The following is a 22,770-nucleotide window of genomic DNA, read 5'->3' as shown; positions in this document are numbered from 1 at the left end:
TTCCGACTCTATCAGACTCTTTCGTGTCCGATTTTCCTCGGTGCCTTTCAGGTTTCCGCTCCTGCCTTTCGGCTTTCGCGTTTCCCTTTCCGGCGATCCAAACTCTATCAGGACTTTCTCGGCTCCCTGACCACTCGACTGCGAGCACGCAGAAGCGGACCCAGGGATTAGGATCTGACTTGATAGATGCCGCCGAGTCCGGACGCTTGACCGCGTCGCTTGCCTCAGGCAGGAGTCCGACTGTACATGGGGCGTTGGGCGGGCGCAAATCGTTTGTGCAGTGCCCCTACTCAGTCATCCGGGACCTCTCGCGCGGAACCGGGACTTTTTATGACTTACTCTTCAGAACAGTGCGTCGTCCAGGACAGGTAGTGACGGCGGCTACGAATCTCCACCCCCTGGGAGGCTTGCCATGACCAGCGTGACGTCCCCGCTTGCCGGACGCGCCATTGGGCTCTCTGCAGTACCGGATCCCGTCTTCTCCGGCGCGATGGTCGGACCGGGCACCGCCATCGACCCCGTGCGCGAGCCCTCCGAGGCTATCGCCCCCGTCGACGGCATCGTCGTCTCGCTCCACCCCCATGCCTTCGTGGTCGTCGACGACCAGGGGCACGGCGTGCTGACGCACCTGGGCATCGACACCGTCCAGCTCAATGGCGAGGGCTTCGAGCTGCTCGTCAACAAGGGGGACACCGTTCAGCGCGGTCAGGCCGTCGTGCGCTGGGACCCCGCGGCCGTCGAGGCGGCCGGCAAGTCTCCGGTCTGTCCGATCGTGGCACTCGAGGCCACTGCCGAGTCCCTCTCCGGCCTCGTGGAGGATGGCGACGTAAAGGCTGGCGACGCTCTCTTCAGCTGGAAGTGACGTCATCGCCGTCCCTGACGGCAGCTAGGACATCCACCGCGGCGGCTGGGCCCGTCGCTCTATCGGAGACGGGTGAAATGGAGACAACGCTGCGAGGCGTCGGCGTGAGCCACGGGGTGGCGATCGGCGAAGTTCGGCACATGGGGACGGCGGTGCTCGAGCCGCCTGCCAAGCAGATTCCCGCGGAGGAAGCGGAGCGCGAACAGGGGCGCGCTCGCCAGGCGGTGGAAGCTGTGGCTGCCGATCTCAATGCGCGCGGCAATCTGGCCGGTGGCGAGGCACAGCACGTGCTCGAGGCGCAGGCCATGATCGCCCAGGACCCCGAGCTCATGGCCGACGTCGACCGGCGCGTCACCGTCGGCAGTTCGGCGGAGCGCGCGATCTACGACGCGTTCTCCCACTACCGCGAGCTCCTCGCGGGCGCCGGCGAGTACATGGCCGGTCGCGTCGCTGACCTCGACGACGTGCGGAATCGTATCGTCGCCCGGCTTCTCGGGGTTCCGATGCCCGGTGTGCCGGACAGCGACGAGCCCTACGTCCTGATCGCGCGTGACCTCGCGCCGGCGGACACGGCTCTGCTCGACCCCGCGCTGGTGCTCGGCTTCGTCACCGAGGAGGGTGGGCCGACCAGTCACAGCGCGATTCTCGCGCGGGCGCTCGGTGTGCCCGCGATCGTCGCCCTGCCGGGTGCGGGTGAGCTGGCCGAGGGCACGGTTGTCGCCGTGGACGGCAGCACCGGTGAGATCTTCGTCGAGCCGAGCGCGGAGAAGCGCAGCCAGCTCGAGGCTTCGGCTGCCGAGCGCAAGGCCGCGCTCGCCGCTTCGACCGGTCCCGGTGCGACGTCCGACGGGCACAAGGTTCCGCTGCTCGCCAACGTCGGCGGTCCCGCGGACGTGCCGGCCGCGGTGGAGGCCGGGGCCGAGGGCGTCGGTCTCTTCCGGACCGAGTTCCTCTTCCTCGACGACAGCACCAAGGCGCCGTCGGAGGAGAAGCAGGTCGAGGCGTACCGCAAGGTGCTCGAGGCCTTCCCCGAGGGTCGTGTCGTCGTGCGTGTCCTGGACGCGGGTGCCGACAAGCCGCTCGACTTCCTGACGCCCGGCGACGAGCCGAACCCGGCTCTTGGCGTGCGTGGGCTGCGGTCGCTGCTCGAGCACCCCGATGTGCTGCGTACGCAGCTGACGGCGCTGGCCAAGGCCGTGGAAGGGCTGCCGGTCTACCTCGAGGTCATGGCGCCGATGGTCGCCGACCGCATCGACGCCAAGGCGTTCGCCGACGCGTGCCGTGAGGCGGGGCTGCAGGCGAAGTTCGGTGCCATGGTGGAGATTCCGTCGGCCGCGCTGCGGGCGCGCTCGATTCTCCAGGAGGTCGAGTTCCTCTCGCTCGGCACCAACGACCTCGCGCAGTACGCCTTCGCGGCCGACCGTCAGGTGGGCGCCGTGTCCCGGCTCCAGGACCCGTGGCAGCCCGCGCTGCTCGACCTGGTCGCGCTGTCCGCCGACGCGGCAAGGGCCGAGGGCAAGAGCTGTGGTGTCTGTGGCGAGGCGGCGTCCGACCCGCTGCTCGCGTGTGTGCTGACCGGTCTCGGCGTCACCTCCCTGTCGATGGGTGCGGCGTCCATTCCTTACGTGCGGGCGACGCTGGGCAAGTACACGCTGGCCCAGTGCGAGCGTGCGGCGTCCGCGGCGCGTGCCGCGGACAGCGCTGAGGAGGCGCGGAAGGCCGCGCAGGCGGTGCTGTCCGGCGAGTAGCAGGAATCAGCTGTGTGAGGGGCGCTCCATCCGGCATGGGTGGGGCGCCCCTCGGCGTTCAGTGCCGGTGTCCTGTGTCGGGTCCGTCGTCCCCGATGGGTGGTGCGGCGCAGTAGTCGACGCCGGATTCCGGGGCGACGATGTCCCCTGAGACCGCGTCGGTGCAGTAGGCGTCGAAGACCTCGGCCGCGGTGAGGGGCAGCAGTCGCTCGCCGTGCAGGCGCCAGCCCTGGACGCGGTCGGGCCTGCCGTCCGCGGTGGTGCGCATGACCAGGCCCGCGGCGCTGTGGGTGGCGATCCCGACCGCGAGGACCGTGGTGAACTCGAGGGCTTCGGTCTCGTCGAGCTCTGCGTTGCCCTCGGTGTCCTGCGCGGCGTGCAGTGCGGCGAGGAGTGTCTCCGGGGCGGCGGGCACGCTGCAGACGAGGTGGCGGGTGCCGGGTCCTGATGTGTCGAGCAGTTGGACGAGCAGGTCCGCGGCCCGGCTGAAGGCGGCTCGGCCGATGTCCTCGCCGCAGACGGCGCAGGTGCCGAGGCGGGCCAGGAGCATCGTCGCGTACTCCCAGGTGGCCTGGCGGACCGCCTCGTCGACGAGGTCCGGGAGGAGATCGGAGAGGGGCTGGCCGTCATAGGGCACGGTGGGCCCGACGGCGGCGAGCTCCGCGGTGAAGCGGGTGCGGCTTGCCGGGGCGTCGGGGTCCAGGCCGGCTTCGGCGCAGTATTCCTCGTACTCCTCCGGGTCGAAGAGGGCGATGGTGGTGTGCCCGCCCTCGGACGCGAGTGACCTGAGGAGGCCTTCGGCCTGCCGGAGGTAGGTCTTGTGGTCGTCGAAGGTGAAGGTGCGGTAGCGGCGCATCGCCGCGAAGTCGTCCTCGTCGGCCAACAGGCCGATGGTTCCGGCGACTTCGCGGCGCAGTGCGCGTCGCATGGTGGTGTGTTGGGTGCGAGCCATGATTCCCCCTGCGGTCCGTCGATCAATGCTCACTCAGAGTAATTCCGAGCACTGACAACGGCCGCCGGGCGGGAGATCAGGAGCGCTTGCGGGCCAGTTCCTCGTAGAAGCGGAGCAGGTCGAGGTTGTCCACCGATCCGGGGTTGACCGCCTTGTCCAGTGCGGTGCCCTGGAGCAGCCGCTTGACCGGGACCTCGATGCGCTTGCCGGTGAGGGTGTGCGGGATGCCGGGGACCTCGATGACCTCGTCGGGGACGTGGCGTGGGGAGAGCTGTGCGCGGATCGTCTGCTTGATGCGGTCGCGGAGGCCGTCGTCGAGGGTGGCGCCGGGGGCGAGGTGGATGAAGAGGGGCATCCAGTAGCCGCCGTCGGGCTGTTCGACGCCGATGACGAGGGATTCGCGGATCTCCGGGAGGCGTTCGACGGCTTCGTAGATGTCGGCCGAGCCCATGCGTACGCCTTGGCGGTTGAGCGTGGAGTCGGAGCGGCCGTGGATGACGACCGAGCCGTGCGGGGTCACGGTGATCCAGTCGCCGTGGCGCCAGACGCCGGGATAGGTGTCGAAGTAGCTGTCGTGGTAGCGGCTGCCGTCCGGGTCGTTCCAGAAGTGGATGGGCATGGACGGCATCGGGTTGGTGACCACGAGTTCGCCGACCTCGCCGATGAGGGGCTTGCCCTGGGGGTCCCAGGCCTGGAGGTCCGTGCCGAGGCCGGGGGCCTGGAGCTCTCCGATGTGGACGGGCAGGGTCGGTACGGCTCCGGCGAAGCAGGAGCAGACGTCCGTGCCACCGCTGACCGAGGCCATCCAGAGGCCGCCGGGGGTGTCCTCGAACTCGTCGTGCAGCCAGCGGAATCCGTCGGGCGGGAGCGGGGAGCCGGTGGTGGCGACGCACTGGACGGTGGAGAGGTCGAAGTCACGGGCCGGGTGCACGCCCGCCTTGCGGCAGGCCATGACGTACGCAGCCGATGTGCCGAAGAGGGTGGCCTTCGTGCGTTCGGCGATGCGCCATTGCGCGCCGGTGTCGGGATAGCCGGGGCTGCCGTCGTAGAGGACGATCGTGGTGCCGGTGAGGAGGCCGGAGACGAGGAAGTTCCACATCATCCAGCCGGTGGACGTGTACCAGAAGAAGCGGTCATCGGGGCCCAGGTCGCAGTGCAGGCCCAGCTGCTTGAGGTGTTCGACCAGGATGCCGCCCTGGGACTGGACGATGGCCTTGGGCAGGCCCGTCGTGCCGGACGAGTAGAGCACCCACAGGGGGTGGTCGAACGGGACCGGTTCGAAGACGGGGTCCGTGTCCGATGCGGTGAGGGCATCCCATTCCAGGGCGCCTTCGGGGGCTTCGGTGCCAAGGAGCGGGATGTGGACGACGGCGCGCAGGGTGGGCAGTTCGCGGCGCAGCTCGGCGACGGCGTCGCGGCGGTCGTGCTCCTTGCCGCCGTAGCGGTAGCCGTCGACGGTGAACAGGACGACCGGTTCGACCTGCTGGAAGCGGTCGAGGACGCTGCGCGCGCCGAAGTCCGGGGCGCAGGAGGTCCAGACGGCGCCGACGGCCGCGGTGGCCAGGAGGGCGACGACGGCCTGCGGGATGTTGGGGACGTAGCCGCTGACACGGTCTCCGGGGCGGACGCCGAGTGCGCGCAGCTCCGCCGCCAGGGAGCCGACTTGGCGGCGCAGCTCGCCCCAGGTGACGGTGGCCGGATCGTGGGTCTCGTCAACATGCAGGATGGCCGGGTCGCCCGCCCGCGTGGGGTCTTCGGCGGCGCGCAGTGCGTGTTCGGCGTAGTTGAGCGTGGCTCCGGGGAACCACTGGGCGCCCGGCATCGAGCGGTCGCCGAGTACGCGCGCGTAGGGCGTCGAGAACCGCACGTCGAACCAGTCGGTGACCGCTTTCCAGAACGTGTCCAGTTCGTCCACGGACCAGCGGTGCAGTGCCGCGTAGCCGCCGTCGGCGGGTGCTCCGTGGTGTTCGGCGGCCCAGGTCTGGAAGCGCGTGACCTGCGCTGCGGCGATCCGTTCCTGGTCGGGCTGCCAGAGCGGCGAGGGGTTCGCTGAGGACATTGGGGCGGCTCCCGGGCTGTACGCGTCGTTGCGTGTGTGGTGCGCGCGTGCTGGTTTGTGCGCGCGACACGGCTGACAGGGACGATGCCATGTGATCGATTTCGACACCAGGGTGTCCCTCACACAGTCGGCGCGGCGACTATGTGCCGTCACCCCAGGTGAACGGCAGTTGAACGATCCACACGCGCGGCTTCTTCGGTGGCAGGGTGAGCAGCATGAACGGTCGTGACCTGGTGCGTTCGGTGAAGGCGGTCAGCTTGGTCGGTACGGCGCAGGGGTTGCGTGCGGTGCGGGCATCTTGGCGCAGGCGGCGGGTGGACGCGGTCGGGCTCGCCCCCCGGGGTGTCGAGCGCGCGCGGATGCCCGGTCCGGTGACGGGAGTGGAGCCGGGGCCCGGTGGTGGGGTGGTGCGGTTCGCCCGTTCCGAGCTGAGGGTGCGGGTCACGACGGGCGGGGCCATCTTCTGGGGCTGGGACGGTGCGGAGCCCGATCCTTCGTACGCGCTCGTCAGCGGGAGCCCCGAGGCGGACCCGCGGGCCGTCCTCGAACCGGACAAGGAGGGCGGCTGGCGGGTGGTGTCGGAGCGGGCGACGGTGGTCGTCTCGCGGCTCGGCGCCGTGGAGCTGCGGACGCCCGGAGGTCTGACGCTGCGCCGCGATCTGCCGCCGCGCTGGTGGGAGCCGGTCGGCGGGGGTGCGGCGCACTGGTTGCAGCGCTCGAGCGTGGCGGCGGACGCACGGTTCTTCGGGCTGGGGGGACGCGCGCGGGGGCCGCGGCTGCGGAACGGGACGTACCGCCTGTGGAACACCGATCCGGGGGGTTCGTTCGGGCCCGGTGACGGTCCCTTGTACATCACCATGCCCGTGCAGCTCGTGGTGGCCGACGTCGGCTGTCATCTGGTGTTCCACGACAACACGTGGGACGGCAGCGTGACGGTGCGCGAGGGCGAGGAGGGTGCCGGTTCCGGGCATGACAAGGCGGGCGCCTGCGAGGTGCGCATGGACGGGGGGCCGCTGCGGTGCTGGGTCATCGTGGGCACCCCCGCGCGCGTGCTGCACACCTGGGCCTCGCTCACCGGGCCGCCCGCGCTGCCTCCCGCGTGGGCGCTCGGGCACCATCACGCGCGGTGGGGCTTCGGCGGTGAGCGGGAGGTGCGGCGGATCGTCGCGGGCTACCGCGATCGGGGGCTGCCGCTTGACGCCGTCCATCTGGACATCGATCACTACGAAGCGCACCAGGTGTTCACCGTCGACAAGGAGACCTATCCCCATCTGCCGCAGCTGGCCGACGAGTTGCTCGGCGACGGCGTGCGCCTTGTGTCGATCGTGGACCCCGCGGTGAAGGCCGAGCCGGGCAACGAGGTCTACGACAGCGGCAGGGCGACGGACGCCTTCGTGCGGGATGCCGCGGGGCGGACGGTGCACGGGGTCGTCTGGCCGGGCCAGGCGGTGTATCCGGACTTCACGGACGCGCGGGTGCGGGCGTGGTGGGGCGGCCTCTACAAGGAGCGGCTCGCCCAGGGGTTCGCGGGTTTCTGGCACGACATGAACGAGCCGGTGTCCTTCGCCGCATTCGGGGAGCCGACGCTGCCCCGCTCGGCCCGGCACGCCCTGGAGGGACGCGGCGGCGACCACCGTGAGGCGCACAATGTGTACGGCCTTGGCATGGCCCGTGCCGGGTACGAGGGGCTGCGCGAACTGCATCCCCAGGAGCGGCCGTTCCTCTTCTCGCGCTCCGGGTGGGCGGGAATGCAGCGCTACGGAGGGACGTGGTCCGGGGATGTGGCCACGGGGTGGCCGGGTCTGCGGGCGTCCCTGTCGCTGGTTCTCGGCCTGGGGTTGTGCGGCGTGCCGTACTCGGGTCCCGATGTGGGCGGGTTCGACGGCAGCCCGTCGCCCGAGCTGTATCTGCGGTGGTTCCAGCTCGGTTCGTATCTGCCGCTGTTCCGTACGCACGCCGCGCTGCGGGCCGGGCGCAGGGAGCCCTGGGAGTTCGGTCCCGATGTGCTCGAGCACGCGCGCGTGGCGCTCGTCGAACGCAGGCGGCTGCTGCCGTACTTCGTGACGCTCGCGCATCTGGCGCGGCGTACGGGCACGCCGTATGTGCGGCCCTTGTGGTGGGGCAATCCCGAGGACCGTGCGCTGCGTGACTGCGAGGACGCGTTCCTGCTCGGGGACTGTCTGCTGGTGGCGCCGGTGTTCGAGCCGGGGGCCGTTCGCCGTACGGTGCGGCTGCCACCGGGGCGTTGGTACGACACGGCGACCGGCCAGGCGTACGAGGGGCCGGCCCGTGTGCTCCTGGAGGCGCCGCTGTCCCGGATCCCGGTGCTCGCGCGGGCCGGCGCGGTGCTGCCGGTGCGGGGCGCCGACGGCGGGCTCGAGCTGGAGGTGTGGGCGCCCGCCCCGGGGCGTACGGGCGGCGGCCTGGTGGTCGTGGACGCGGGTGACGGCTGGGAGCAGCCGGAGATCGAGCGGTTCGCCGCGCGGTGGTCCGGGGGCCGCGTGGTGGTCGAGCGGGACGGCCGGGACGGCGAGGAGGCTGCCGCGGGTGAGGTCGGGCTGCCGGTGACGGTGCGGGGGCTGCCGCAGCCTCAGATGTAGCGCCCTTCGAACCAGGCGCGGACCACCGACGTGTGCAGGGGGAAGGCCAGTTCGGCCGGGCGGTGCAGCAGGTGCCAGCCTTCGGTCTCGTCCGTCGGGGCGGGGTCCGGCAGCTCGGCCGCCGGGCGCTCGGGCAGGACCCCGAAGAGCAGGAGGTATCCGTCGGGTGCGCTGAGTGCCTCCGCGAGGCGGACGTCGCGGCTCGCCGCGCTGATGCCGGTCTCCTCCTTGAGCTCGCGGACGACGGCGTCCCGCCAGTCCTCGCGGTCGTCGATGAACCCTCCGGGCAGGGCCACTCCCCCGCGCGCGGGGGCGATGGTCCGGGTCACGACGACGAGGGCGGTGCCCTTGGTGTCGTACACGGGCTGCACCGCCACCGCCACGGGCAGCGGGTTGCGGTAGGCCACCGCGCCGCAGGCCGGGCAGGTGCGGGGCCAGGCGGAAAGGTGCTCCCCGTAGGACGTCCCGCAGCTCGAACAGTGGGAGCCCGGGGCGGGGTCGGCGTGGTGCTGTGATGCGGACACGCCGCGGACTGTATCCGATCACCTGTCCGCTCACTCCGGTGACGGTCCTTCCCTCCGGCTTTCCCTCCGGGGCCGAATCCTGATAAATGCAGGGTTCATGACAGGACTTGCCCCCGCCGTGCGGAATCTCGCCGTCACCGCCACCGCCCTCGTGGCCGTGGCCGCCGCCCCCGCGCCCGCCCATGCCAAGCCCGAGCCCAAGGCGCCCGACGAGTTCGTCGCGTTGCGCGACGTCGACCCGACGATCATCCAGGAGATGCGCTACATCACGCCGCACAACTTCGTGGGTGAGCCCATCGACGGCTACAAGAAGCCGATGTGCATCCTCACGGAGCCCGCGGCGAAGGCACTGCACAAGGCTCAGCGCACGCTGCTGCGCAAGGGCTACTCCCTGAAGGTGTACGACTGTTACCGGCCGCAGCGGGCCGTGGACCAGTTCGTGCGCTGGGCCGAGGATCTCGGCGACGTACGCATGAAGGCGGAGTTCTATCCCCATGTCGACAAGTCGCGATTGTTCGAGGACGGTTACATCGCGGCGAAGTCCGGGCACAGCCGCGGCTCGACGCTCGATCTGACGGTCGTGAAGCTGCCTGCCCTGCCGACGCGTCCGTACGTCCCCGGCGAGGCGCTCACGCCCTGCTTCGGGCCCAAGGGTGAGCGGTTCCCTGACAACTCCGTGGACATGGGGACGGGGTTCGACTGTTTCGACACCCTCTCCCACACGGACGATCCCCAGATCACCGGGAAGCAGCGCGCCAACCGCGATCTGCTGCGGGGCGCGCTGACCAAGGTCGGCTTCGCGAACCTCCCTGAGGAGTGGTGGCACTTCACGTACAAGCCCGAGCTCTTCCCCGACACCTACTTCGACTTTCCTGTGACGCGCCGTTCGCTGGGCGGGAAGTAGCGGGTGCCGCACTACTGACGCGATCCGGTTGCCCGTGGCACACTTCTGACGTTCCGTCAGATCCAGTGTCGTGGAGGAGCCTTGTCGCGTACGCGTACTCCCGTGGTGGCCGACTGGTTCGCCGGGGAGGGAGACAACTTCCGCCTTCTGGGCACACGCTGCTCGGCCTGCGCCAGTGTCTTCTTCCCCCGCGAGGACGGATTCTGCCGCAATCCCGGCTGCTCGGGCGGTGACCTCGACGAGGTGCCGCTCTCCCCCCGCGGCCGCATCTGGTCGTACACGGACAGCCGCTACCGACCGCCCGCGCCCTACGCCTCCGATCCGGAACTTCCCTGGCAGCCCTACGCGTTGATCGCTGTGGAGCTGGAGGCGGAGCGCATGGTGGTGCTCGGCCAGGCGGTTCCGGGAGTCACCACCGCCGATCTGGAGGTCGGCATGGAGGTGGAGGTCGTACCCGGCGTGCTCGAAGAGGCCGATGAGGCCGACGGGGACGCGGCGACGACCTGGACGACGTGGCACTGGCGGCCTGTGGGGGTGGGCGCATGACCAGCGAGGTGGCGGTGCTCGGCGCGGGCATGCACCCGTGGGGCAAGTGGGGCCGCAGCTTCATCGAGTACGGGACCGCGGCGGCCCGCGCGGCCCTCGCCGACGCCGGGGTGGACTGGCGCGACGTCGGCTCGATCGTCGGCGCCGACACGGTGCGCGGCGGCTATCCCGGGTATGTGGCCGGGGCGACCTTCGCCAAGGCGCTGGGCTGGCAGGGCGCCCGGGTCACGAGCGTGTACGCGGCGTGCGCGTCCGGGGCCCAGGCGATCAACACGGCACGTACGCAGATCCTCGCGGGCCTCGCCGACGTCGTCCTTGTGGTAGGGGCCGACGCCGCGCCCAAGGGGTTCTTCCGGCCCGCGGGTGGCGACCGGCACGACGACCCGGACTGGCTGCGGTTCCGCGTCCTGGGCGCCACCAACCCCACGTACTTCGGCCTGTACGCCCGCCGCAGGATGGCGCTGCACGGCGACACACTGGAGGACTTCGCCCAGGTCAAGGTGAAGAACGCGGCATCGGGGGCGCTCAATCCGAACGCGCGCTACCGAAAGACCCTCACCGCCGACGACGTGGCCGCGTCGGCCGTCGTCGCCGACCCCTTGCGGCTGCTCGACATCTGCGCGACCTCCGACGGTGCCGCGGCCCTCGTGCTCTCCAGCATGGAGTTCGCGCGGCGCCACGGCGCGGCGGATCCGGTGCGGATCCGCGCCGTGTCCACGGTGACGCCGACGTATCCGACCACCGTCCTCGACCTGCCGGACATCGCGACCGACTCCGCGGTCGCCGTGGAGCCTGCCGACGGGACGTTCCGCGCCTCCATCGCGCGTGCCGCGTACGAAGAAGCGGGCATCGGGCCCGACGAACTCTCCTTCGCTGAGGTCTACGACCTCTCCACGGCGCTCGAACTGCAGTGGTACGAGGACCTGGGCCTCTGCGGCGAGGGAGAGGGGGCCAAGCTGCTACGGGAGGGTGCGACCGCGCCGGGCGGGCGCATACCGGTCAACCCCAGTGGCGGGCTCGCCTCCTTCGGAGAGGCCGTTCCGGCTCAGGCGATCGCCCAAGTCTGCGAACTGACCTGGCAGTTGAGGGGCAGGGCAGGGGCGCGTCAGGTGGCGGGGGCGCGTGCGGGCATCACCGCGAACCAAGGTCTCTTCGGGCACGGTTCCTCGGTCGTCGCCGTGCGCTGAGTGCTGTCACCGGTCCCGCACGGCTTGTCACGGGGGAAGACCGGGGTGTGTCGTGGGGGAAGCGCTCACGCCGGTTAACCGTTGCCGTCCGCGACCTTGACGCTCCATCACCACCGGTGAACACTTCCGGTGTCAGTCGGCATCGCCGCACTTCGGCTCCGCGCCATTCAGGGCCCCTGTACGCGCGAAGGGTCTGCACGAAGGGCCTGTTCAGCGGGTCATCCCCCTCTGGGCGATTCGGCTGCGACAGCACGCTCGCCATGGAAGCCGGGCGGGGCGCGGGACTCCCCTGCCTTCGGCTGAAGTCACAGGGCGCAGCCAGGCAGTAGTCGTGGGAACGCACCCTGCACGGGAGCACCGGGGCCACCGCCCCGGGCGAGGGCCTAGGAGCCGCCATGTACTCGAATGGGGACATCTTCGTCGGTGAGATCATCGGCACCGCGATTCTTATTCTCTTCGGCGCCGGCGTATGCGCCGCCGTCACCTTGAACTATTCGAAGGCCAAGGCCTCCGGATGGATCGTCATCGCCTTCGGATGGGGCTTCGGCGTGATGGCGGGTGCGTACACCGCCGCGCCGCTCTCCGGCGGTCACCTCAACCCCGCCGTCACGCTCGGCATCGCCGTCGACACGGGCGAGTGGGGCAAGGTCTGGGTCTACGTCCTCGGGCAGATGATCGGGGCCATGCTCGGCGCCGCGCTCGCGTATCTCGTCTACTTCGCGCAGTTCAACGCCAACGTCCCGCGCGGCAAGACGAACGACGGCCGGAGCGTGGATCAGCCGACGCCCACCCTCGGCATCTTCTCGACCATCCCCGAGATCCGTAACCCGGTCGCCAACCTCCTCACCGAGGTCATCGGGACCATCGCCCTGGTGCTTCCGCTCCTCGCCTTCGGCCTCAACAAGGGCCTCGGCGAGTCCGGCACGCTCGTGCTGATCGTGGCGTTCCTGGTGGTCGGCATCGGCCTCTCGCTCGGCGGGCCCACCGGCTATGCCATCAACCCTGCCCGTGACCTGGGCCCGCGCATCGTGCACACGTTCCTGCCGATCCCGAACAAGGGGACGTCCGACTGGAGTTACGCCTGGGTCCCCGTGGCCGGGCCCCTGATCGGCGGAGTGCTCGCAGGCCTCATCTACAACGTAGCCTTCTGACTCAAGGGGTAGCCATGCCGGACAACTCCGAGAAGTTCGTCGCCGCCATCGACCAGGGCACCACCTCAAGCCGCTGCATCATCTTCAATCACGCGGGCGAGATCGTCGCCGTCGATCAGCGCGAACACCGCCAGATCTTCCCGAAGCCGGGGTGGGTGGAGCACGACGCCACCGAGATCTGGTCCAAGGTGCAGGCCGTGGTCGCGGGAGCGATCGCCAAGGCCGGGCTCCGCGCCGACCAGGTCAGCGCGCTCGGCATCACCAACCAGCGCGAGACGACGGTCCTGTGGGACCGCGCCACGGGCAAGCCCGTGCACAACGCGATCGTCTGGCAGGACACCCGGACGTCGGCGCTCTGCAACGAACTGGGCGGCGCGGACGGCCAGGACAGGTTCCGGGAGCAGACGGGACTGCCCCTCGCCAGCTACTTCTCCGGGCCCAAGGCGGCCTGGCTGCTCGACAACGTGCCCGGTCTGCGGGCCCGCGCCGAGCGGGGCGAGATAGCCTTCGGCACGATCGACTCCTGGCTGATCTGGAACCTCACCGGCGGCACGGAGGGCGGCGTGCACGTCACGGACGTCACCAACGCCGGGCGCACCATGCTGATGAACCTGGCCACCCTCCAGTGGGACCAGTCGATCCTGGCCGCGATGAACGTCCCCGAGGCGATCCTGCCGGAGATCAGGTCATCGGCAGAGTGCTACGGCACGGCGGTCGGACAGCTCTCCGGTGTGCCGGTCGCCTCGGCCCTCGGAGACCAGCAGGCGGCCATCTTCGGGCAGGCCTGCTACGAAACGGGGACGGCCAAGAACACGTACGGAACCGGCAGCTTCTTGTTGCTCAACACCGGCAACCGGCCCGTCCCCTCGAAGAACGGGCTGCTCACCACGATGGGCTACAAGATCGGCTCCGAGGCGCCCGTCTACTGCCTCGAAGGCGCGATCGCCATCACCGGCGCACTGGTGCAGTGGTTCCGCGACCAGCTCGGCATCATCCGCAGCGCCGACGAGATCGAGTCCCTGGCGGCGAGCGTGGACGACAACGGCGGCGCGTACATCGTGCCGGCGTTCTCCGGCCTCTTCGCGCCCTACTGGCGCTCCGACGCGCGCGGGGTCGTCACCGGGCTCACCCGGTACGTGACCAAGGCGCATCTGGCGCGCGCCGTCCTGGAGGCGACCAGCTGGCAGACCCGTGAGGTCGTCGACGCCATGTACCAGGACTCCGGGGTGCAGCTGCGGACCCTGAAGGTGGACGGCGGCATGACCAAGAACAATCTGCTGATGCAGCATCAGGCGGATGTCCTCGGGGTGCCGGTGATCCGGCCGAAGGTCTCCGAGACGACATGTCTGGGCGCCGCGTACGCCGCCGGGCTCGCGACCGGTGTGTGGAACGACCTGGACGAGCTGAAGGCGCACTGGCAGCAGGACGTCGAGTGGACGCCCTCGATGGACACGGAGTCCCGCGAGCGCGAGTACCACAACTGGCACAAGGCGGTGGAGCGGAGCTTCGGCTGGCAGGAGGACGGCGCGAGCTGAGCCGGGAGCCGAGCCGAGGATGACCACGGCCCGTACCCCGGTCGGCGAGGGTACGGGCCGTGGTTCTTCAGGTCTTCACGCACTCAGGCCCGCGCGCGCTCAGGCGCTCACGTGGTCGCGGGCTCCCTGGCCGCGGCGGCGGTCGCCATCGCGTGCTGGACCACTCCGATGAGTACTTCCTTGACGGACTGCCGCTCGCGCGCGTCGCACATCACCACGGGGACGCCGGGGTCGAGGTCGAGCGCCTGGCGCACGGCGTCGGCGGGGTAACGGGACGCGCCCTCGAAGCAGTTGACGCCGACGACGAAGGGTATGGAGCGGCGCTCGAAGTAGTCGACGGCCGCGAAGCAGTCCTCCAGGCGGCGGGTGTCGGCGAGGACCACGGCGCCGAGCGCTCCGGTGGCCAGCTCGTCCCAGAGGAACCAGAAGCGGTCCTGGCCGGGGGTGCCGAAGACGTAGAGGACCAGGTCCTCGCGGAGCGTGATCCGGCCGAAGTCCATGGCGACGGTGGTGGTGTGCTTGCCGGAGACGCCGCTGGTGTCGTCGACCGGGCGGCCCGCCTCGCTGAGCAGCTCTTCGGTGCGCAGCGGCTTGATCTCGCTGACGGCGCCGACGAGGGTCGTCTTGCCCACGCCGAAGCCGCCCGCCACCAGGATCTTCAGCGTGACCGGCTCGACGGGGGCCTTGCCGCGCTCAGAACGCTTGAAGATCATCGCTCGCTTCTCCTGGATCGGTTGGGTCAGTGCTGTCGCTGGTTGCGGAGGTGTCGCGCGGGGCCGGGCCGTATCCGCCGCCGCCGGGGGTTTCGATCACGAGTACGTCGCCGGGGCCCGCGTCCGCGAAGTCGCTGCCGTGCAGCGCCTGGACGCTGCCGTCGGCACGCTCCACGCGGCCTGTGCCGAGCGCTCCGGGGCCGCCGCCCGCCATGCCGTACGGCGCCACCCTGCGGTGCTGCGAGAGCGTGGACACCGTCATCGGCTCGCGGAAGCGGATGCGGCGCACCGCTCCGTCCCCGCCGTGCCACGTCCCGGTGCCTCCGCTGCCCCGGCGGACCGCGAACTCCTCGAGCAGCACCGGCAGACGCCATTCGAGCACTTCGGGGTCGGTGAGCCGGGAGTTGGTCATGTGGGTCTGGACGACGGACGCCCCGTCGAAGCCGTCGCCCGCCCCGGACCCCGAGGCCACGGTCTCGTAGTACTGGTGGCGGTCGTTGCCGAAGGTGACGTTGTTCATCGTCCCCGAGCCCTCGGCCTGGACGCCCAGGGCGCCGTACAGGGCGCCTGTGATGGCCTGTGACGTCTCCACGTTCCCCGCGACCACGGCCGCCGGCGGCTCGGGGGAGAGCAGGGAGCCCGGCGGCACGACGATGCGCAGCGGGCGCAGGCAGCCGTCGTTGAGCGGGATGTCCTCGGCCACCAGGGTGCGGAAGACGTACAGGACCGCGGCGTTGACCACCGCGAAGGGCGCGTTGAAGTTCGTGGCGAGCTGGGGGGACGTACCGGTGAAGTCGATGGTCGCCGAACGGGCCTCGCGGTCCACCGAGACACGGACCCGGATCACGGCCCCCGAGTCGGTCGGATAGGCGAACTCGCCCTCTTCCAGGGCGTCGATGACGCGGCGCACTGCTTCCTCGGCGTTGTCCTGCACGTGCCTCATGTACGCCTGGACGACATCGAGCCCGAAGTTCTCGATCATGCGGGCGACTTCGTCGACGCCCTTCTGGTTGGCGGCGATCTGGGCGCGCAGGTCGGCGAGGTTGGTGGCCGGGTTGCGGGAGGGGTACGGGGCGTCGGTGAGCAGGCTCAGGGTCTCGGCCTCGCGGAAGCGGCCGCCCTCCACGAGCAGCCAGTTGTCGAAGAGGATGCCTTCCTCCTCGATGGTGCGGCTGTTCGCCGGCATGGAGCCCGGTGCGATGCCGCCGATCTCGGCGTGGTGCCCGCGCGATGCCACGTAGAAGAGGATCTCCTCGCCCGGGGTGTCCTGATCTCCCGAGGTGCTCTGCTCCCCCGCGGTGTCCAGCTCCCCCGCGGTGCCGAAGACCGGCGTGATGACGGTGACGTCCGGGAGGTGGGTCCCCCCGTGGTACGGGTCGTTGACCGCGTAGGTGTCCCCGGGGCGCATGCCGCTGCCCCGGCGCTGGATCACCTCCTTCACGCTGGTGCCCATCGAGCCCAGGTGCACGGGGATGTGCGGGGCGTTGGCGACAAGATTGCCGTCCGGGTCGAAGAGCGCGCAGGAGAAGTCGAGCCTCTCCTTGATGTTCACCGACTGGGCCGTGGACTCCAGGCGAGCGCCCATCTGTTCGGCGATCGACATGAAGAGGTTGTTGAAGACTTCGAGGAGGACCGGGTCGGCAGCCGTACTCGCCTCGGAACCCTCCGGCACCGCCACGCGTTCCATGACCAGGTGTCCCTCGCGTGTCATGGCCGCCTGCCAGCCGTCGTCCACGACCGTCGTGGCGCCGGCCTCGGTGATGATCGCGGGCCCGTCGACGGTCTCGCCGGGCGGCAGCTCCTCGCGCCGGTGCAGGAGCACGTCGCGCCAGGTGCCGCCCGTGTGCAGGCTGACGGTCCGCGGGGCGCCTCGGCGCGCGTCACCGACGAGCACGGAGAGATCGGGCTGCTCGGTCAGGCCGGTCGCCTCCACGGAGAGGGCTTCGACGACGACGGGGCGGTCCAGGGTGAAGGAGTAGGTGGTGCGATGCCGTTCCTCGAAGACGCGGGTCATGCTGTCCGGCTCCGTGAGCTCCACGGTGAGCGTCGTGTCGGTGCCGTCGTAGCGCAGCTGGGCACGGCGTGTGACGCGGATGCGGTCCTCGGGCACGTCCTCGGCCAGGAGTTCGGCGCGGGCCGCTTCCTCCAGGTCGTCGGCGGTCTTCAGGACGCGCTCCATGGCGGACGGTTCGAGGCGGGCCTCCACGGACTGCTCGCGCATCGCGGTGGTGTCGGCGAGGCCGATGCCGAGCGCGGAGAGCACTCCCGCCATCGGCGGTACGAGGACGGTGCGGATGCCCAGCGAGTCGGCGACCATGCAGGCGTGCTGGCCGCCCGCGCCGCCGAACGTCGTGAGGGCGTAGCGGGTGACGTCGTGCCCCTTCTGGACCGAGATGCGCTTGACGGCGGCCGCGATGTTGGCGACGGCGATCTGCAGATAGCCCTCGGCGACCTGCTCCGCGGTGCGATCGTCACCGGTGTGCTCCCGGATGTCGCGGGCCAGCGCGGCGAAGCGGTCGCGCACGAGCTCCCCGTCGAGCGGCTGGTCGCCCTCCGGCCCGAACACCCGAGGGAAATGAGCGGGTTGGATGCGCCCGAGGGCGACGTTGGCGTCGGTGACCGTGAGCGGGCCGCCGCCTCCGTAGCTCGCCGGGCCCGGAGTGGCGCCCGCCGAGTCGGGGCCCACGCGGTAGCGGCTGCCGTCGAAGTGCAGCACGGAGCCGCCGCCCGCCGCGACGGTGTGGATGTCCAGCATCGGCGCGCGCAGCCGCACGCCCGCGAGTTGCGTGGTGAACACCCGCTCGTACTCGCCCGCGTAGTGCGACACGTCCGTGGACGTGCCGCCCATGTCGAAGCCGATGACACGGTCGAATCCCGCGCGGTGCGACATACGGGCCATGCCGACGATGCCGCCCGCGGGCCCGGACAGGATCGCGTCCTTGCCCCGGAACTGGCCCGCTTCGGTGAGGCCGCCGTTCGACTGCATGAACATCAGCCGCACGCCCCGGAGCTCGTCGGCGACGTGCTGGACGTAGCGGTGCAGGACGGGTGACAGGTAGGCGTCGACGACCGCCGTGTCGCCGCGCGGGACCAGCTTCATCAGCGGGCTGACCTCGCTGGAGAGCGAGACCTGCGGGAAGCCGGTGCGCACGGCGAGGTCGGCGACCGCCCGCTCGTGGGCCGGGTACAGATGGCTGTGCATGCAGACCACCGCGACGGCCCGGATGCCGTCCTCGTACGCCCGGCGCAGCGGCCCGGCCAGCTGCTCCAGGTCGGGTTCCCGCAGGACCTCGCCCTCGGCGGTGACCCGCTCGTCCACCTCGATGACCCGGTCGTACAGCAGCTCCGGGAGGACGATCTCGCGGGCGAAGATGTGCGGACGGTTCTGGTAGGCGATGCGCAGGGCGTCACCGAAGCCGCGGGTGATCACCAGGGCGGTGGGCTCGCCCTTGCGCTCCAGGAGGGCGTTGGTGGCGACGGTGGTGCCCATGCGGACGGCGTCGACGGGGACGTCCGCCGTGTCGCCGGGGACGCCAGGGGCGGCGCCCAGGAGTTCACGGATGCCCGCGACGGCCGCGTCTGCGTAGCGGGACGGGTTGTCCGACAGGAGTTTGTGCGTGAGCAGCCGCCCGTCGGGACGCCGCGCGACGATGTCCGTGAAGGTGCCGCCCCTGTCGACCCAGAACTGCCAGCCAGTCACGTCTCTCCCCGCTTCCGCGCTGTTCAGAGCGCCCGGAGGCCGTTGATCACGTCGCGCAGAATACTCTCGTCCGGCAGTTCCGCGGGGGGTACGGGACGTGTCACGTGCACCAGTTCGTCGTCGACGAGATCGCCGATGAGCACACGGATCACGCCGATGGGGAGGTCCAGCTCGGCCGCCAGTTCGGCGACCGACTGGGGGCTGTCACGGCAGAGCCCGACGATGTCCACGTGCTCCGGGGACAGCGTCCGGTCCGCCTCCGGGTCACCGGCGCGGGCCTCCGCGATGACCACCGCGATCAGGTCGAGGCGGTGCTGGGCCGGACTGGTGGTCCGGCCGCGCGTCATGGCATACGGCCGCACCACGGGCCCGGCGTCGTCGTCGAACCAGCGATGCGTCCCCTGTGTCCCTTGCCCGTCTTCGCTCATACCCTCCCGCTACCCTCCCGTGGCCAGGTCGGTGCGCGGCGCCGTACCCAGATGCACACCCACCCTCTTGACCAGCAGCGTCATTTCGTAGGCGACCAGACCTACGTCGGAGTCGGCGTCCGAGAGGACGGCGAGACAGCTGCCGTCACCCGCGGCCGTGACGAAAAGGAAGGCGTCGTCGAGCTCGACCACGGTCTGGCGGACCCTGCCCGCCTCGAAGTGGCGTCCGACGCCCTTGGCGAGGCTGTGGAAGCCGGAGGCGACAGCCGCGAGATGCTCACTGTCCTCCCTGGTCAGATCCTTCGATACGCCGGTGGGCAGGCCGTCGCCGGAGAGCACGAGCGCCTTGCGGATGCTGGCGACCCGCTGCACCAGGTCGTCGAGGAGCCAGTTCAGCTCTCCCGTTGCCCCGGATGCGGCGGTACGTGCGTCGGCCTTCGGTGCGGTCATCGACCGTCCCCCTCAGATGTCGTTCCTGGTGCTGTGCCGTCCAGGGCGTCTTCGCCCGCGGCGTTCTCTTCACGGCCGCGCCGCCAGCCACGCTGGAGCGAAGCCATCCGGCTGCGGACCTCGTCGGCGTCGCGCTCTTCCGGCCTGGTCGTGGCCGGTGCCGAGTCGCGTTCCGTGCGTTGGTCCGGCCCGTCCTTCAACTGTGGGGCGAGATTGGCCTGGCGGACGCGCCGGGGCAGTCCGCCGGGGGCGGTGGTGGGCGCCGGCGCCTGGCCGGCGCGGGGCTCGGTCTCCGTACGCGGGGCTTCCGCGCGCGGAGCTTCCGTACGGGTGGACTCCGTACGTGTGGACTCCGTACGCCGGCTGCGCCTCGGCAGGTCCGGCGGGGCGTCGGCCGCGGTGACGTCGCGGTGCGGCGGCGAGAGGTCGGGCCAGGCTGACTGGGGCTCGGGGCGGCGCGGCAGGTCGATGGGCTCGGCCGCGGTGCCGCGGTCCCGGTCCACGGCGCCGCCCTGAGGGCGGCCCGCGGGGGCCTGGGAGCGCGCGGGGCGCTCTGAGCGCTCCGGTGCCGCCTCGTCGTCATCCGCCGCGCCTCGCGGCCTGTTGTGCGTCACGGGACGGCCGTGCGAGGAGACCAGCTTCGGGGTCCTGCGGCGGGGCAGCTCGACGGGGTCCTCGGGGGGCGTGTCGTCAACGGAGGCGCCGAAGCCTCGGCCGTTGCCGGTCCCGACGCTGCCTCCGCCTCGCGAGGGCAGGTCGCCGGGGCGGGCGGGCTCGCGTTCGCCCGTCTCCCGCTCGTCGCGGGCCTGCTGGTGCTGTTCGTCGCTCTGGACGCCGGCCATGCGGCGGCGGGGGCGGAAGAGTCCGCCGCGTTCGCTGTCGTCGTCGCCGAGGTCGCCGAGCGCGCCGGGGAAGGGGTCGAGTCCCGCCATGCCGACCGGCGCCTCGAGCTCGACGGGACCGTCGAGGAGGGACGCGGGAAGTCCCGGAAGCTGCACGGGCACCTGGCCGAGCGCGGCCTGCTTGTCGCCCGCGGTGTCGCGGCCCAGGGCCTCCTTGGGCTGCGGACGGTCGAGACGGAACCCGATGCCGTTCGTGTCCGGTACGTCGTCCGTGAGCAGCGTCTCGGGGATGAACACGACGGCGGTGGTCCCGCCGTACGGAGAGGGCTGCAAGGAGACGCGCACGCGCTGGCGCTGGGCGAGGCGGCTCACCACGAAGAGGCCGACGCGGTCGGTGTCGGAGAGCTCGAACTCCGGGGTCTCCGCGAGGCGGAGGTTGGCGTCCAGGAGCGCGTCGGCCGCCATGCCGAGGCCCCGGTCGTGGATCTCCAGGGTGAAGCCGTTGGCGACGTGCTCACCGAGGACCTGCACCGCGGTGTGCGGGGGCGAGAACACCGTGGCGTTCTCCAGGAGTTCGGCCATCAGGTGGGTGAGGTCGGCGACCGCGGGCCCGGTGACGGCGATGCGCGGCAGGCGGCGCACCTCGATGCGTTCGTAGTCCTCGACCTCGGCGACGGCCGCGCGGACGACGTCCATGAGCTGGACGGGCTTGCGCCACTGCCGGGAGGGGGCGGCGCCGGAGAGGATCACGAGGCCCTCCGCGTGCCGCCGCATGCGCGTGGTGAGGTGGTCGAGGCGGAAGAGGTCGGCGAGCTCGTCGGTGTCCTCGGTCCTGCGCTCCATGGTGTCGAGCAGGGTGAGCTGCTTGTGCAGGAGAACCTGGCTGCGCCGTGCGAGGTTGACGAACACCTCGGAGACGCCGCGGCGCAGGTCGGCCTGTTTGACGGTGGCCTCGACCGCGGCGCGCTGCAGGGTGTTGAGCGCCTGGCCCACCTGGCCGATCTCGTCCTTCTCGTACGTCAGGCGCGGTGCCTCGGTCTCCACGTCGACCTGTTCGCCCGCCGCCAGGCGGCGCAGCACGCCGGGCAGCCGGACGCCGGACGCCTCGTGGGCCTCCAGGCGCATGCGGCGCAGGTCACGGATGAGGCTGCTGCCGATGCGTACGGACATGAAGACCGAGAACAGCAGGGCGAGCAGACCGAACACGCCCGCCACGGCGACGCGCACGATGACGCCGACGGCCACCGGCTCGACGCGGTTCTGGAAGCGGTCGCCCGCCGCCTTGTCGCGCTCGGCGAGGTCCTTGAGCGCCTTGCCCGAAGCGGCGTCCCAGCGTGCCGACGTGACGGAGCGCGGGGTGCCGGGCGAGGACTCGACGACTGCCTTCTCCGCGGCCCTCAGCTCGGTCGTCTGTGCGCCGTTCCAGTAGCGCTCGTAGCCGGCGCGTTCGTCGTCGGGCAGCTGCGCGAGGTTGACCTCGTACAGCAGCGTGCGCTGGGCCCTGAGGTCGGATATCTCCCGGATCTCGGCCTTGGTGAGCCGGCGCGCGACGAGCGCGGAGCCGAGCAACGCGTCCTCGCGGGAGAGCAGTTCACGCGCGCGGGTCACGCCGACGAGCGCCCGGCCCTGCTGGTCCATCGTCACGTCGTCGAGACCGTGGAGGGTCATCAGGAAGCCGTAGCAGGGGTCGATCAGCTTCGTGTACATCTTCAGCGCGCCGGCGCGGGTGATCGTGCCTTCCTCGACCGTGCGGCGCAGCGACTCGATGCCCTCGAAGGAGTCGAGGAGGGAGGCGAGGCGATCCGCCGACTGTCCGGTGACCTCGTCCCGCACGTCCGGGTGCTCGGCGTTCTCCACGACCTTGGCGACCATGTCATCGGTGGCCGTGCGGCTGCGGCGCAGGGCCGCGAGCGCGTCGGATGCGCGGGGGTCGGCGAGATAGACGAGGGTCTGGCGGCGTTCCTGCTGGACGACCCGGGCGGTGTCCTCGATCGGATACCCGATCTTGTCGACGACATTGGAGACGTCGATGAGGTCCTTGGCCGACTGACCGGTGAGGTAGGTGGCAAAACCCCACATCGCGGTCAGGGAAATGAGCGGCACCAGCAGCAATGCCACGATCTTCCGGCGGATGGACTTCCCGCGAAAGCGCATGGCCTCCCCCAGATCGGCCCCCTGCGGCCGCGCTATGGCCAGGGGCACACATGTGCGTCAACAAACGGCGTGAGCCTACTACTGACCCAGGAGCAACTCGAAGGCACGTCCGGATGGATTTCAGCCGTGACGTAAAAGCGACGTCCCCAGTTGTCCCTCCAATTCGGGAGATTGCATCCCGCGTGTGGCACATGCCACTCGGCACATTCCCCTTTGCCTGTCGCCCCAGTTGGCCGGATCTCTTCGCTTTCCCGAACCGGGCGGGAATCTTCCGGGCCTCTCGTACGTCCTTCAGTACGGGAGTTGGGGACAGCGGACGCCAGGGGACCGCATGCCGTACCCAGGTGACATAAAGCCGCGTATACCGGGCAGCCACTGGGGAGTCGGGTCCGCCGACATCTCATCGAACGGCCCG

General features: G+C 70.8%; 16 protein-coding genes. 8 read left to right on the top strand and 8 right to left on the bottom strand.

All coding sequences use genetic code 11. The features are described from left to right. Window positions 1–412 precede the first annotated feature (412 nt). Both AC07AG_RS33505 and ptsP read left to right on the top strand, forming a co-directional pair. Window positions 413–862, top strand: a complete 450-nt coding sequence (locus tag AC07AG_RS33505) for a PTS sugar transporter subunit IIA (RefSeq protein ID WP_478759923.1) — start codon at window positions 413–415, stop codon at window positions 860–862. Window positions 863–939: 77 nt separating this feature from the next. Further along, window positions 940–2,610, top strand: a complete 1,671-nt coding sequence (gene ptsP, locus AC07AG_RS33500) for a phosphoenolpyruvate--protein phosphotransferase (protein ID WP_478759921.1) — start codon at window positions 940–942, stop codon at window positions 2,608–2,610. A 58-nt stretch (window positions 2,611–2,668) separates the two neighbouring features. On the opposite strand, the gene AC07AG_RS33495 is transcribed toward ptsP, so the two are convergent. After that, complete coding sequence (locus AC07AG_RS33495) at window positions 2,669–3,562, bottom strand: hypothetical protein (protein ID WP_478759919.1); 894 nt, start codon at window positions 3,560–3,562, stop codon at window positions 2,669–2,671. Window positions 3,563–3,638: 76 nt separating this feature from the next. Further along, on the bottom strand, window positions 3,639–5,621 hold the full coding sequence (locus AC07AG_RS33490; protein WP_478759917.1) for an acetoacetate--CoA ligase: 1,983 nt from the start codon (window positions 5,619–5,621) through the stop codon (window positions 3,639–3,641). Between the two features lie 215 nt (window positions 5,622–5,836). Between AC07AG_RS33490 and AC07AG_RS33485 the strand changes: the two genes are divergently transcribed. Continuing rightward, a complete protein-coding gene (locus tag AC07AG_RS33485; RefSeq protein WP_478759916.1) occupies window positions 5,837–8,221 on the top strand; it encodes a glycoside hydrolase family 31 protein in 2,385 nt (794 codons plus the stop codon). Here the strand turns inward: AC07AG_RS33485 and AC07AG_RS33480 are convergent. Next, window positions 8,212–8,745, bottom strand: coding sequence for an NUDIX domain-containing protein (locus tag AC07AG_RS33480; RefSeq protein ID WP_478759915.1), 534 nt, complete (start codon window positions 8,743–8,745; stop codon window positions 8,212–8,214). The two genes, AC07AG_RS33485 and AC07AG_RS33480, sit on opposite strands and share 10 nt — an antisense overlap. A gap of 97 nt (window positions 8,746–8,842) precedes the next feature. Between AC07AG_RS33480 and AC07AG_RS33475 the strand changes: the two genes are divergently transcribed. From AC07AG_RS33475 to glpK, 5 genes are all read left to right on the top strand, one after another. Further along, window positions 8,843–9,649: a M15 family metallopeptidase gene (locus AC07AG_RS33475; RefSeq protein WP_478759913.1), complete on the top strand. Its 807-nt coding sequence runs from the start codon at window positions 8,843–8,845 to the stop codon at window positions 9,647–9,649. Window positions 9,650–9,751: 102 nt separating this feature from the next. After that, the gene (locus tag AC07AG_RS33470) at window positions 9,752–10,195 is read left to right on the top strand and encodes a Zn-ribbon domain-containing OB-fold protein (protein WP_478759973.1); all 444 of its coding nucleotides are present in this window, start codon (window positions 9,752–9,754) and stop codon (window positions 10,193–10,195) included. Further along, window positions 10,192–11,382 (top strand): lipid-transfer protein, encoded by a 1,191-nt coding sequence (locus AC07AG_RS33465; protein ID WP_478759912.1) that lies wholly within the window; start codon window positions 10,192–10,194, stop codon window positions 11,380–11,382. The genes AC07AG_RS33470 and AC07AG_RS33465 overlap by 4 nt, the downstream gene beginning before the upstream one ends. Window positions 11,383–11,777: 395 nt before the next feature. Beyond that, entirely contained in the window at window positions 11,778–12,533 is a 756-nt protein-coding gene (locus AC07AG_RS33460; protein ID WP_478759910.1) for an MIP/aquaporin family protein, read from the top strand. A 14-nt stretch (window positions 12,534–12,547) separates the two neighbouring features. Further along, entirely contained in the window at window positions 12,548–14,068 is a 1,521-nt protein-coding gene (gene glpK / locus AC07AG_RS33455; protein ID WP_478759909.1) for a glycerol kinase GlpK, read from the top strand. A 107-nt stretch (window positions 14,069–14,175) separates the two neighbouring features. On the opposite strand, the gene AC07AG_RS33450 is transcribed toward glpK, so the two are convergent. From AC07AG_RS33450 to AC07AG_RS33430, 5 genes are read right to left on the bottom strand one after another with little or no spacing between them, the layout of a single operon-like run. Beyond that, window positions 14,176–14,781 (bottom strand): GTP-binding protein, encoded by a 606-nt coding sequence (locus tag AC07AG_RS33450; protein WP_351168855.1) that lies wholly within the window; start codon window positions 14,779–14,781, stop codon window positions 14,176–14,178. Further along, a complete protein-coding gene (locus AC07AG_RS33445) occupies window positions 14,762–18,481 on the bottom strand; it encodes a hydantoinase B/oxoprolinase family protein (RefSeq protein WP_478759908.1) in 3,720 nt (1,239 codons plus the stop codon). Before AC07AG_RS33445 ends, AC07AG_RS33450 begins: the two co-directional genes overlap by 20 nt. A 23-nt stretch (window positions 18,482–18,504) precedes the next feature. Then, on the bottom strand, window positions 18,505–18,909 hold the full coding sequence (locus tag AC07AG_RS33440; protein ID WP_190084953.1) for a DUF742 domain-containing protein: 405 nt from the start codon (window positions 18,907–18,909) through the stop codon (window positions 18,505–18,507). Window positions 18,910–18,918: 9 nt separating this feature from the next. After that, the gene (locus tag AC07AG_RS33435) at window positions 18,919–19,359 is read right to left on the bottom strand and encodes a roadblock/LC7 domain-containing protein (RefSeq protein ID WP_478759907.1); all 441 of its coding nucleotides are present in this window, start codon (window positions 19,357–19,359) and stop codon (window positions 18,919–18,921) included. Further along, window positions 19,356–22,355 carry a sensor histidine kinase gene (locus tag AC07AG_RS33430; protein WP_478759905.1) on the bottom strand — a complete coding sequence of 1,000 codons (3,000 nt, stop codon included), beginning with the start codon at window positions 22,353–22,355 and terminating at the stop codon, window positions 19,356–19,358. Before AC07AG_RS33430 ends, AC07AG_RS33435 begins: the two co-directional genes overlap by 4 nt. Window positions 22,356–22,770: the final 415 nt, after the last annotated feature.

This window comes from Streptomyces sp. NPDC044044, from assembly GCF_056434405.1.
The sequence above is the reverse complement of the archived record's forward strand: the minus strand, read 5'-3'. Positions and strand labels throughout refer to the sequence as shown.